Genomic DNA, 12,734 nt, shown 5'->3' on the forward strand with positions numbered 1-12,734 from the left:
AGGACGGTGGCCGGAGGGTCCGGCACCTGTGACTAGTGCCCCGTGGCGGCATCGCGCCGCAGGACGGTGACCTCGAACGGCGCGAGGGTGAGGGTGTGCTCGCTCCCGGATGCTCGTGCGCCGGGCCCGCGGTGCAACGGGGTCGCGGTCCGCAGGACGCCGTCGCGGACGGTCGGGCGCACCGTGACCTCGTCGGCGCTGACGTTGATGAACCAGGTGAGCGCGTGTCCGTCGGGGTGGTGGAGCTCACCGGTGAGGACCCGAGGGTCTCCGGAGGTCACCGGGGGAAGGGCGTCCGCGAGGACGGCGAGCGCCCGGTACAGGCGCCAGGTGTCCTCGGGATTGACCTCGCGCCGCTGGGCCGCCATGAACTCGACGGGGGCTGCGCACAGGATCGCGGCGCCCCTCCCCAGCGGGTTCGCGGTGAGGAGGGGTGCTCCCTCCCCGTCGACGGCGAGGACCCGTGCGCTGGTCGAGGTCAGCGGGAGCCGGTTGCGGGCCTCGTCGTTGCCCCCGGTGGCGAACGAGAGCTCGTCCCCGGCGACCAGGTCGCCCAGCCCGTCGACGAACGTGGCGGCCAGCGGGCCGGGTGGCAGCGACTCGACGAGCCCGTAGCGCGAGTGGTGGCGGACGCCGAAGGTCTCCTCGACCCACGGCCACCACGATGCCCGGTGGGTCAGGTGGTCGCCCGTGAAGTGCGAGGCGTAGACGACGGCCCCGGCCTCGGCCAGCTCGCGCAGCCGACGCCAGGAGGGCGCCGTGAGCTGCTTCGTCGAGGGCACGAGGTAGAGCCTGGCTCCCGCCGGGATGCCGTCGCCCTCTCGAACGAGCACCGGGTCGAGACCGGCCTCTCGTGCCGCGATGTAGGAGTGTCGCGTCGCTTCCACCGCGGCGGTGAGGTCGCGAGGGTGGACGAAGGGCGTCGGACGGTCGAGGATCTCCGGCACGACGATCGCGACGTCGGTCGCCGGACGACCCGCCAGCTCCACGTCCGCCTCGCGGAGGAACGAGGCGAAGCGCAGCATCTCCCGTGCGGCCGGCTTGGGCTCCCCGTGCGTGTCGACGATGCCGAAGTGCATCTCCTGCGGGTGGTGACGGTAGGGGTCGCGATCCCCGAGGTGGTCGTAGTCGGTGTTGTTCCAGGCGAGCCACCCGCTGGCTCCGGCGAGGAGCGTGTGGTGCAGCGACTGCCGGTAGTAGTGGGCGATGTTCTCGTCGGAGGCGTAGGAGCTGGTGGCCCCGAACTCCTCGAGGACGATGGGTTTGCCGGTGAAGTCGAGGAGCTCGCAGACGTAGGCGGCGCCCAGGAGCTGGGAGACCTGGTCCTTCTCCATCCGGTACACGTGCGGTCCGACGAAGTCGATGGTCTCCGCGAGGTCGCGCACCCGGAAGCCGTTGTCGACGCCGGTGATCTCGACGCCCCAGGCGCCGTCCCCGAGCGACACCGGCTGCGTGGCGCCCCCCGCGCGCAGGGCGGAGACGATCAGCTCGGCCCACGCCGCGACGTCCGCTGCCTCGACCGAGCCGACGCCGCGAGTGACGGGGTCGAGGTAGATCGGCATCTCGTTGCTCACCAGCCACGCCGCGACGGCGGGATGGGCCCCGAAGCGCTCGGCGAGTCGACGGGCGAACCAGGACTGGGCGGCGACGAAGCGCACGTCGGTGAGCAGGTCGCGTCCGGCCCGCCAGGAGGGATCCCAGTTCTGTCCGGACATGTGCCCGACGATGAACGTCGGGATCGTCGACATGCCGCGCCTGGCGTGTGCGTCGAGGAAGTCCTCGTAGCGCGCGATGACGTCCTCGTCGAGCTGGTGCTCTCCGGGCATCGCGTCGGGCCAGAAGAGGAACGAGCGAGTCACGGTCATGCCGTGGTCCCGCATCTGGTCGAGCTCCGAGCCGACGAGGTCGGCGTCGTACTCGACCCACATCCGGGGCCCCCCGGAGCGCGACCAGAAGTTCACGCCCACCAGAAGGGGATGGTCGGCACTGAATGCGTGCCGTTGCCGCTGAATCACGTCTCGCTCCTTCACGAGTAGACCGGTCCACCTAGCGTAGGTGGACCGGTCCCCCTCGTCAAGGGCGTCCCTCGGGCGGGCTGGTTCTCGGCGCTGTCGTCCGCCCGTCGACGTCCGGCGAGCGCGCCCGAGGTCAGCCCCCGCCGCGTCCATCGGCCGACCGCGAGGCGTGGGTGGCTCAGCTGGTGCTCCGGCCCTCGCTCGGAGCCGGGCCGTCCTGCCACTGCGAGAACTCCTCGAGCTTGAGGTAGAGGTCGTCGAGCATGAGCCGCGTGTCGAGACGGGAGTAGACCCGCATCTCCCGTGCGCCCGGCGCGTCGAGATACGAGCCGTCGGGAGCGATCCTCGGCGTGGGTCGCGCGTGCCACGAGCTGGACGCGGGGTCCGGCTCGAACGCCGACCGCAGCGCGCTCAGGAGGACGAGGGGCGAGTCTCCGAGGACGTAGGACTCGGGGAGCGGCTCTCGGACGTCGGGCGCCCGGTGGTACGCGGACCGGACCATCCCGTAGAGGAAGCCGCCGAGCCGCCCGGAGCGTCCGACCCGCCGGCGCAGCTCGGTCTCCGAGACGAGGCACTGGCGGTAGGCGTCGCGCGGAACCTGCCAGATCCGCAGGGGCTGGGTGTCGAACACGACCTGTGCCGCCGGGACGTCGAAGCCGAGGTTGCACTCCACCCCGCTCGCTCCGGGCGGCGCCGCCGCCTGCCCCGGGTGCTCGCCGCCTCCGATCCAGACCAGGAGGATGCGCTCGGCGATCCGGGGCTCGACGAGCAGCGCGGTTGCGAGATCGGTGAGGCCGCCGCCGGCCAGGTAGAGCAGCGGCTGCTCCGGGCTCGCCAGCATCGCGCTGCCGATGATCGCGGCCGTCGCGGCTGACGGAGCGGGCGAGCCGGGGGCCGGGAGCGGGTCCGGTGAGCCCCGGTGGATCAGCTCGGTCGACGCCAGGCCCATCCGGGCGAACAGATCGAGTGCGGCAAGCTCGCCGTCGCGTGCCGTGTCGGGGGAGCTCGCGTGGCGACCGGTTCTCGGCAGCCGCGACCCGACGACGGCCGCGATCCGCACGCTGGGTGAGAGCAGGTGGTGGGCGAGCTGGTAGAGGCCGTCGGGGTCACCCGAGTAGTCGTTGTCCAGCACGACGCTGGTGCGCCCGCCGGGATGCTCCTCGTGCTCGCGCCACGGCGTCTGCCCGATCGTCCAGGTGCGGCTGCCGACGGGCGGCGCGGGAGGGTCCGGTCGGCGGGCACCGGTGCGTGACTCGACCGACGGCGACACGGTGGGTCCTCCTCCCTCGGGACGGGGTTCGGGCTTCGCTCCGGGTCAGGAGACGGTCGTCTCCTCGACCCAGCGCAGGTACTCCTCGTCGACGCGACCGGCGACGTAGCGCCCGTCGAAGCAGCTCATCTCGAGGTCCGTGACGGTGCTCTGCCCCGCCAGGATCGCGTTCTTCATGTCCTCGACCTCCTGGTACACCAGGTGGTCGGCCCCGAGGACGTCGTTCGCCTCCGGGATCGTGCGCCCGTGGGCGATGAGCTCGGCGCGGCTCGGCATGTTGATGCCGTAGACGTGGGGGAACCGGACGGGCGGGGCCGCCGACGCGAAGGTCACCCGCCGCGCCCCGGCCTGGCGCGCCATCTCGACGATCTCGCGCGAGGTCGTGCCGCGCACGATCGAGTCGTCGACGATGAGCACCGACTTCCCGCGGAACTCGCCCGGCATCGCGTTGAGCTTCTGCCGGACGGACTTCTTGCGCGCCGCCTGCCCCGGCATGATGAACGTCCGCCCGACGTACCGGTTCTTGTAGAAGCCCTCGCGGTACTCCAGCCCGAGCCGCCGGGCGACCTGCATGGCGGAGGGTCGCGCCGAGTCGGGGATCGGCATGACGACGTCGATGTCATCCATCGGGGAGTACCTGGCGATCGTCGCGGCGAGCGAGTCGCCGAGCCGCAGGCGCGCGTCGTAGACCGAGATGCCGTTCATGGTCGAGTCGGGGCGCGCGAGGTAGACGTACTCGAACGAGCACGGGATGAGCCGGGGCGCCGGGTGGCACTGCTTGCGGATCATCTCGCCGCCGAGCGTGATGAAGACGGCCTCGCCCGGGGCGATGTCGCCGACCACGTCGTACCCGGACGCCTCGGGGACGAGCGACTCGGACGCGACGACCCAGTCGGCGCCCGTGAGCGTCGACTCGCGGCGACCGAGGACGAGCGGGCGGATGCCGTTCGGGTCGCGGAACGCGAGCAGGCCGTAGCCGGCGATCATCGCGATGACGGCGTAGGAGCCCTCGACCCGCTCGTGCAGCCGCTCCACCGCCGTGAAGATCTGGTCGGTGTCCAGGTGCGTGCCGGAGATGACGGCCTGGAGCTCCGTCGCGAGCACGTTGAGGAGCAGCTCCGTGTCGGACTGCGTGTTCATGTGCCGCCGGTCGACGTCGAACAGGTCGCCGCGCAGCTCGCGCACGTTCGTCAGGTTGCCGTTGTGGACGAGCATGATCCCGTACGGCGCGTTGACGTAGAAGGGCTGGCTCTCCTCCTCGGCGCTCGCCTTGCCGGCCGTCGCGTACCGGACGTGGCCGATGCCCATCGTGCCGAGCAGCTTGCGCATGTCCCGGGTCCGGTAGGCCTCGCGGACCTGGCCCTTGGCCCGGGCGAGGTGGAACACGCTCCCCTCGGCGGTCGCGATCCCGGTGGAGTCCTGCCCGCGATGCTGGAGGAGGCCGAGGCTGTCGTAGATGAGTTGCGCGACCGGCTCGTTCGAGACGGCGCCCACGATGCCGCACATGTCGGGGTGTGCTCCAAGGATGGGGGCTGGCGTGACGAACCATTCTGTCACGCGCCCGCCGTCCGCCGTCGCCCGGCCCCGCTCGTCGTCGGCCGATAGCATGCCTTCGTGGTCGCCACGCTCGCGGCCGATGACTTCGTGGGGGATCCGTGCCAACCTTCCTGCCGACGACGACCCGCGCAACGCGAGTGGTCGCCACGCTCGCGGCCGCGACACTCCTGGGGGCGTGCGGGTCGAGCACTCCGGAGCCCGCGACGGCGGTGATCAACGGGACGACGGTTCCCTCGGCACTCGACGGCTTCGCTCTTCTGCACGGCACGACGCTCGACGCGATCGCTGCGCAGACGTGCGCCGACGGCTGGGCCTACGGCATCGACGTCTACGACTGGACGACGAACCCCGGGGCGACGACGGATGCGCCGATCCCGGCGCCCTCCACGGACGAGGCTTTCTCCTATCAGCCGTTCTTCTACATCGACTCGAGCTCGCCCCTTGCCTCGGCGGACGCAGCCGGGCCGGGCGTGGGGGACGGACCCGCCGGCTCGTCGATGATCGTCCAGACCGGCGCCGGGCCGGGTCCTGACTGCAGCGACCTTCCCGACTTCCTGGTCGTCGTCGCCTTCACCTACGCGTCGGCGAAGGATGCGGCTGCGGTGTTCAGCACCGCGCTCGGTGACGAGGAGACCGCCGACGACGGGATCGCGTGCGGCTCGCCGGCCACGTCCAGCGCCGGCTGCTGGATGCTGCACACGGACACGATCTGGGCCGCGGTTCTCGCCCCGGAGGGCGGCTTCGCGCCGCCGGTCGTCGACCGCGAGGCGCTGACGGACGCGTTGACGTCGGTCGTCGAGGCGGCCGGCAGCGGGAGCTCGTCCGAGCCGTAGACCGGTCACGGGCCCGCGCTCGACCGCCCGACGTCGGGGAACACGGCAAGGGCGACGGCGAGGTCGGCGGACGCCTCGACGGCGACCTCGACCCCGACTGCGCCCGGCCCCGGCGCGCGACCGGACGCGTCGAGGGCGACCAGCGCCCGCGGCGGGCCGGTGATCGTGAGCTGCAGCCCGTCGTGGACGGGGAACACCGACGCCATGACGACGTCGCCGGTCCCGGCCGCCTCGATGACGGTCCTGATCGTCCCCGAGACGGCGAGCGCCACGGCCTCGTCCTCGGTGTCCCGGTCGCCGAGGCGCAGCGTGCACGAGACGCTCCGGTCGCGAGCGAGCCGCAGCAGGGGGACGAGGTGGTGGCCGAGGTGCACCAGCTCGGGGCTGATCGGCAGGAGCTGGCGCAGGTGTCGCTCCTCCTCGTCGCAGGCCCGGCGGGTCGCGGCGTCGACCGGGTTGCTCCGCCCGTCGGCGATGGCGCGCAGCAGGGCGACGGCGGGCTCGAGGCCGGCATCGACCCAGCGCAGGTAGCTGAGCTGGGCCGCCCGCTCCGCGGCCTCGGCGATCTGCGCCTCGGCGGCGCGGCCGCGGACGTCGGCGGTGCGCCGCGCCAGCGCCTCCGCGACGCGCTGCGCCCGAGCCCAGAACGCCGCGAACACGATCCCGACGGCCGCGGCGACGGCGACGTTGCCGGACGCCGTCGGCGAGTGGGGAAGGACGAGGGCCGCGATCGCGGCGGCGACGCCCGTCCAGGCGAGCGCCAGGGCCACCAGGACCCGGGTGCTGGGCCGGGTCGAGAGGAGGAGGATCGCCGGGCCCGTCGCCGCGAGCGCCTGCCAGTCGATGACGTGATCGGTGCCGAACCCCGACGCGGCGGCGGACAGGGCGAACACCGCGCAGGTCGCGACGATCAGTCCCGTCCGGCCGAGCCAGGTCGGCGAGCGCCGCGCCCAGGTCCGCGCGCCGAGCCAGGCGAGCGCCATGATCGCGATCATCGGCAGCAGGACGTCGAGCCGCCGCGTCCCCCCGTTCACGGTGAGCACCACCCCGACGGCCGTGACCCCTAGCCCCCACAGCAGCCCGGCCCGGTGGTTGAGGTTCGTCAGGAGGATCTCGACGTCCAGCGGGAACGACGGCCGCCCGGCGCTGGCCGCCTCGCCCGCGCCGCTCGCGTCGTCGGTGCCCCCGGCGTCCGGCTCCGGCCGCAGCGCCACCCCGAGCTCGACGCTCGTCCCGGCACCGGGCGCCGTGCGGATCCGCGCCGTGAACCCGCCGGCGCGGGCCCGGGTCGCGATCGACCGGTCGATCCCGCGCCCCTCGGGGACGTCGCCGTCGAAGCCGACCCCCTCGTCGCGGACCTCGATCGTGAGCCGGCCGGCGTCGACGGCGGTGGAGACGACGACGGACGCGGCGCCGGAGTGCTTCGTCGCGTTGCGGCGCGCCTCGTGCACCGCGCCGACGATGCCGGCGACCGTCCTGCGGTCGAGGCGCCGGGTGAGGGCGTCGAGGGACGCGTCGTCGAGCCCGCGGCGCTCGACGGGCAGGCCCGAGGCCGCGAGCGCGTCCCGCAGCGTCCGGTCCTCCCCGGCGAGGTCCCGGCGCTCGCGGACGAGGGAGTCCAGGAGCACGACGTCGTGGGCGCACTGCTCGCGGACCTGGTCGACGTCGGCGGTCGCGGCGCCGCCGCGCGCGATCGCGCCGAGGGTGTTGATCGCCGTGTCGTGCAGGACGGCCGCGTCCTCGGCGATCTGCGCGCTCAGCCGCCGGGTGACCGCGGCCTGCGCCATCGTCCGCTCCGCCGCGGCGACGTCGGCATCGGCGGTCGCGGTCAGCGCGAGGACCGAGCGCAGCCCCCAGCGGAGCGCGACGATGATCGCGATCTGCGTCACGACGACGGTGATCGGCATCGCCGGCCCCCACTCCGGGAGCAGGAGCGCGACGGTGGCGGCGACCGCGACGGCCGCGAGGACCACCTGCGCGACGGCCCGCCCGCGCAGCTCGAGGAACCCGGCCGTGAGACTGGCGAAGTTGGTCTGCCAGCAGGCGGCGAGGACCAGGACCGAGCTCGGGTGGCCACCCGCCACCAGCGCCCAGGCGCTCAGCGCGGCCATCGCCCCCGCGACGAACCAGACCGGGAGCCGGCGACGCGAGTAGCCGGCGACCAGCGCGTACCCCCCGAGGGCCGCGCAGGCCGTCGCGAGCTGCCACGCCCCCCACCCCAGCGATGCCAGCGCGGCGAGGACCATGACGACCTGCCAGTCGGCGACGAGCGTGAGCGCCACCCGCCGGACGGTTCGCCGCAGCGACTCCGACGCCCACCCGGGACCGTCCGCCACCAGGGACTCGATGAGTCGGGGAGCCAGGTAGCGCGGCGCGCCGTCGGGAGTCGACGGGGACATCGCCTCACCCCTGCTTCCAGCCGAGCCCCCGCTCCCTGAGCCATCCGCGAGAAAGAGTAGCCGAGTGGGCCGGCAAAGACGCCGGCGAGTGGATATGACCCCCGTTCGGGGGTCCTTTTCCCCGCGACGTTTGCCGCCCGGCGAGACGCGCCCCTTTACTCGAACCAGGACTGTGGGCAGGGGTGGGGAGACGACCGTTCTTCTCGATGTCGTTGCCAGTTTCTCGCGGTTCTCATTCACTTCGAGCTCATATCGACGAGGGAGACCAATCAATGAATGACGAGAGACGTCGGGTCGAGGGACCGACCGGGAGGAAGGCGGGGGTGCGGCTGCGCTCGCTGGCCGCGGCCGCCGGGCTGTCGGTGGTCATCGCCGGAGCCGCGTCCCCGGCCGCGTTCGCGGCCGAGGACGTCATCACGGTGACCACCAACGAGCGCTGCAACCCCGACGGCACCGCGATCGCCGGCTCGCTCCAGGCCGCGCTGGAGGCGGCGAACGCCTCGACTAACGCCGACGGCGTCCGGATCGTCTTCGCCGAGGGGCTCGACGAGATCTCGTTCAACAGCACCGTCTGCGCGATGCACGACGCCACCATCGGCGTCGGCAACGAGATCGCGGGTCTCCTCGGGGCCCGGTACCTCGTCGACTCCGCGGTCCCCGTGACGATCGACTTCACGAACCTTCCCGCGATCACCACGACGACGGACGCCGACTTCGCCGGCTTCTACGTCCACTCCGACGACGTCGTGCTGGAGAATCTCGCGAATCTCAAGGCGGGAGCGGCCGGCATCGCGATCGACGGCGCGCGCGTGAGGATCTCCGGCATCGAGTTCAAGGACCCCGACAGCGCCATCTCCGAGGTCGGCGTCGCGCTGCTCGACGGGGCGTCGGACGTCACCATCGAGGACAGCGTCTTCCACAGCCAGTGGTGGAGCTCGATCCTGATCGACGGCTCCGTCGCCAACCCGACGACGGTGTCGAACGTCGTCGTCGACAACGTGACGAGCCGCGGCGTCGAGTCGGCCTACGGCCACCTCGACATCGAGGACGGCGCGATCGTCGACGGTCTCACCGTGCGGGACAGCACGTTCGGCGCGAGCGACGAGAGCTCGACGACGCACGCCGTCTACGTCAACCCGAGCGTCGACGTGACGGGCCTGGTCTACTCGGGCAACACCGTGCTGCGCGGCACAGGCCCGGAGCGGAACGTGTTCTACTTCGAGGGCGGCGCCCAGACCTTCACCGACACGGTGATCGACGGCAACACGTTCACGGGGGCGTCGACCTCCGCCCCGCTCTCCCGGATCATCGGCTCGAACGCCGCCACCTGGAGCGGTCTCGAGCTCACGAACAACGAGGCCGAGCTCACGCGCGGCATCCTCATGGTCGGGGCGACCATCACCGACGCGGTCCTCTCGGGCAACACCTTCACCCGCACGCTCGAGCCCGCCGGTGCCGCGATCCACCTGCAGGGAACGCTCGAGGACGTCACCGTCGCGGACAACGTCCTCGACACGCCCTGGGCAGTCGACGGGATCCGCGTCCAGGGGGCGACCCCCGCGACGAACGTCGTGATCGAGAACAACACGATCCACGACTTCCACGCCGACGGCAGCCGCTCCTCCATCGCGATCATCGCGCCGGGGGCGGGCAGCGTCGTGCGGGGCAACGAGCTCGTCCAGCACCTCGACCGCGCGGGCGTCGACCTGCCGAGCACGCTCAACAACCACTGGGCGGTGTACGTGTGGCTGGAGTCCAGCGCCGCGAACGCCGACACCAGCACCGGCTGGAGCATCGTCGACAACGCGATCGACGGGTTCGACGGGTGGAGCGACGCCCCGATCGTCGTCAACGCGATCGGCAGGACGCTGGTGACCGGCAACACGTTCGGCGAGCACACCCAGGGCAGCTTCGACCCCGAGACCGAGAACGGTCGCCAGTGGTTCGTCTGGAACACCACCGGCCTGGTGAACCACAAGGTGCAGACGTTCCGCGCCGAGGACGTCCGCCTCGACGGGACGACCGGCTCGTTCACGGCGACCCGGCCCGAGCCCGAGGCCGGCAACACGGCGGCCACCGCGCCCGTGACACTGCACGTCTACTGGACCGCCGACGACCACGCCGAGGAGTACCTCGGTGCGATCGCCGACGTGACGCCGGGTCAGCGCGTGTCCATCCCCACCGCGCACACCACCGGGTACCTGCGGGTGCAGACGGTGGACGCGAGCGGCAACACGTCGCAGTACTCGAGCATCGACCAGGACGTCACCGTCGCCCCGGGGCCGCCCGTCGTGACCGGGACGACCGCGACGTCGGCGACCGGGACGGGCGAGCCCGAGGCGACCGTCGTCGTGCGCGACGCCGACGGCGAGGACGTCACCGAGGCGAGTGTCGACGCGGAGGGGAGCTGGACGGCTTCCGGCCTGGCCTGCGGCACCACGTACACGGTCGTCCAGATCGTCGACGGGGTCGAGAGCGACGAGGCGGAGCTCACGACGCAGGACTGCCCGGCGGCGCCGGCGGCCCCGGTCGTCGAGGAGGTCACCGCGGACGTCGTCCGGGGGACCGGTGAGCCGGGCGCGACCGTCACGCTGCGTGACGGGGACGGCGCGGTGGTCGCGACGGGTCGCGTGGCGGAGGACGGCTCCTGGTCGTTCGACGGGGCGGAGCTGGCCTGCGGGACCAGCTACACGGTGACCCAGACGGTCGACGGCGTCGACAGCGAGCCGGCCGAGCTCACCACGCCCGCGTGCGTGACGCCGACGCCCACGCCGACGCCGTCGACCTCGTCCACGGCGACGCCGTCGCCGAGCGCGAGCTCCGGTGGGCACCTGTCCGACACGGGCGCCTCCGGCGTCGGGATGGTGGCGCTCGGCACGCTCGTGCTGCTGGCCGCCGGCGGTGCCCTGGTGCTCGCGACCCGTCGTCGCACCGCCTAGGCGCGATGCGGGAGGATGGGGCGGCGACCCAGGGGGCGCCGCCCCATCCGACGCGCGGGGGCGTGCGAGGGAACGCCGTCGCTCGGGGTTGAGGGACTCGGGGGTTGAGGGAACGTGTCATCGAGGAGGCCGATGGGCCGCGCCGCGTCCTGCCGCGTCGCCATCGTCGAGGACCACCGGCTGCAGCGGCTTCGGACCGAGGACCTGCTCCTGCGCGGTGGCGACTTCACGATCGTGTTCAGCGGCGAGTCGCTGCCGGAGTTCATGACGTGGGTGCGGTCGACGCCACCGGGTCACCGGCCGCACCTGCTCGTCCTCGACCTCGTCGTCGAGCGGCAGCCGAACGTCGACGTGAACCTGGTCGCGGCGCTGCTCCGGGCGGGGCTGCGCATCGTCGTGCTCACGGCGATGTCCTCGCCGCCGCTGGTCCGCCGGATCGTGCGCGCCGGCGTCACGGTCGTCGTCGGCAAGCGCGACCCCGAGGAGGACGTGCTGGCCGGCGTGCACGCCGCGCTGCGCGGCGAGGAGTGGATGACGTCGGAGCTGGCGGCCGTGCTCGCCGGCGACCCGGACCGGCCGCGGCTGAGCCAGCAGGAGGAGCGCGCGCTCGTGCTCTACGCGACGGGGCTCACCGTCGAGCAGGTCGCGACGTCGATGGGCATCGGCCGGGACACGGCCAAGCAGTACCTCGACCGGGTGAAGAAGAAGTACGCCGCGGCCGGGGTGCCGGTGCGGTCCAAGCTCGACTTCGGGCGGATCGCCTGGTCGGAGGGGCTGATCGACCCGGAGTCGGGATCGGCCTCGTCGGTGTGGACGGACGCCGCGGGGGCCGGGGACGCCAGGGAGCCCGCGGAGTAGGCCGCCCTCGCTCAGGTCCCGCGGCCGTACCTCTTGTGCGCCGCCTGCCGGCTGACGCCGAGGAACATCGCGATCGCGGCCCAGGAGTACCCGGTGTTGCGGGCGCGGCGGACGGCCACCTCCTGGCGGCGCTCCAGGTCGGCCCGCTCGCGGCTGATCGCGAGGAGCTCCTGGAGCGGGTCGGGGTCGGCGGCCCCGAGCGACGTGCGCGTCATGTCATCCTCCTGCTGGCGGTCGGGATCGGGGATCCCGTCAACCTAGGATGACAGCGCGATGTCGTGGTGTCAACCTGCATTGACGACGGCCGGTGGCCCGGCGCGCCCTCGGCGCGGCGCGGGTACCGTGGGCGGATGCCCGTCGTGGAATCGTCGATCGTCGTTCCCATCGACCCGGCGACCGCGTTCGCGGTGTCCCAGACGACCGGCGCGACGCGGCTGCGCTGGGACCCGTTCGTCCGTCGCCAGCGGTTCCTCGACGACGCCGTCGCGCCCGCGAGGGGGGTGCGGACGCTCACCCGGCACACCTCGGGGCTGACCATGGTGAGCGAGTACGTGTCGTACGCGCCGCCGACGAACGTCGGCATGCGGATGGTGACCGGCCCCTGGTTCTTCGCGAACCTCGCGGGCGGCTGGCGGTTCAAGCCCGCCGACGGCGGGACGCTGGCGACCTGGAAGTACAGCTTCGCCTGCCGCCCGGCCTGGCTCGCCCCGCTGGCCGAGCGGATCGGCGCGCGCGTCCTGCAGCGCGAGATCGACCGGCGGATCGCCGGCTTCGCGCGCGGCTGCGCCGACCCCGTCGTCCTCGCGGAGGTCCGCGCGGGCGCGTGAGCCCCCGGGGCCGTGGACAGGCCGCCACCGCCGGGG

At 72.9% G+C, this 12,734-nt stretch carries 9 protein-coding genes; 4 read left to right on the top strand and 5 right to left on the bottom strand.

Translation table 11 applies throughout. The annotated features are described in order from the left end of the window. Positions 1–32: 32 nt before the first annotated feature. The 3 genes from EDD28_RS08540 to purF all read right to left on the bottom strand — a co-directional run bounded on the left by EDD28_RS08540 (position 33) and on the right by purF (position 4,791). The gene (locus EDD28_RS08540) at positions 33–1,967 is read right to left on the bottom strand and encodes a cellulase family glycosylhydrolase (RefSeq protein WP_211339146.1); all 1,935 of its coding nucleotides are present in this window, start codon (positions 1,965–1,967) and stop codon (positions 33–35) included. 226 nt (positions 1,968–2,193) lie between these two features. Next, on the bottom strand, positions 2,194–3,285 hold the full coding sequence (locus EDD28_RS08545) for a nucleoside hydrolase (protein ID WP_123739219.1): 1,092 nt from the start codon (positions 3,283–3,285) through the stop codon (positions 2,194–2,196). Between the two features lie 45 nt (positions 3,286–3,330). Further along, the gene (purF, locus tag EDD28_RS08550) at positions 3,331–4,791 is read right to left on the bottom strand and encodes an amidophosphoribosyltransferase (RefSeq protein ID WP_123739220.1); all 1,461 of its coding nucleotides are present in this window, start codon (positions 4,789–4,791) and stop codon (positions 3,331–3,333) included. 149 nt (positions 4,792–4,940) lie between these two features. Here purF and EDD28_RS08555 point away from each other — a divergent pair, with 149 nt between their 5' ends. Next, positions 4,941–5,675: a hypothetical protein gene (locus tag EDD28_RS08555; protein WP_148059576.1), complete on the top strand. Its 735-nt coding sequence runs from the start codon at positions 4,941–4,943 to the stop codon at positions 5,673–5,675. Positions 5,676–5,680: 5 nt separating this feature from the next. Here the strand turns inward: EDD28_RS08555 and EDD28_RS08560 are convergent, their stop codons facing one another. Next, the gene (locus tag EDD28_RS08560) at positions 5,681–8,074 is read right to left on the bottom strand and encodes a sensor histidine kinase (RefSeq protein WP_123739222.1); all 2,394 of its coding nucleotides are present in this window, start codon (positions 8,072–8,074) and stop codon (positions 5,681–5,683) included. Between the two features lie 272 nt (positions 8,075–8,346). Here EDD28_RS08560 and EDD28_RS08565 point away from each other — a divergent pair, with 272 nt between their 5' ends. Beyond that, positions 8,347–11,013, top strand: coding sequence for an Ig-like domain-containing protein (locus EDD28_RS08565; RefSeq protein WP_170169405.1), 2,667 nt, complete (start codon positions 8,347–8,349; stop codon positions 11,011–11,013). Positions 11,014–11,145: 132 nt separating this feature from the next. Beyond that, positions 11,146–11,871: a DNA-binding response regulator gene (locus EDD28_RS08570; protein WP_123739224.1), complete on the top strand. Its 726-nt coding sequence runs from the start codon at positions 11,146–11,148 to the stop codon at positions 11,869–11,871. A gap of 11 nt (positions 11,872–11,882) precedes the next feature. Here the strand turns inward: EDD28_RS08570 and EDD28_RS08575 are convergent, their stop codons facing one another. After that, positions 11,883–12,086, bottom strand: coding sequence for a hypothetical protein (locus tag EDD28_RS08575; RefSeq protein ID WP_123739225.1), 204 nt, complete (start codon positions 12,084–12,086; stop codon positions 11,883–11,885). A gap of 135 nt (positions 12,087–12,221) precedes the next feature. Between EDD28_RS08575 and EDD28_RS08580 the strand changes: the two genes are divergently transcribed. Beyond that, positions 12,222–12,698 carry an SRPBCC family protein gene (locus EDD28_RS08580; RefSeq protein WP_123739226.1) on the top strand — a complete coding sequence of 159 codons (477 nt, stop codon included), beginning with the start codon at positions 12,222–12,224 and terminating at the stop codon, positions 12,696–12,698. Positions 12,699–12,734 lie beyond the last annotated feature (36 nt).

Source organism: Salana multivorans (assembly GCF_003751805.1).
In the GTDB taxonomy this organism is placed as follows: domain Bacteria; phylum Actinomycetota; class Actinomycetes; order Actinomycetales; family Beutenbergiaceae; genus Salana; species Salana multivorans.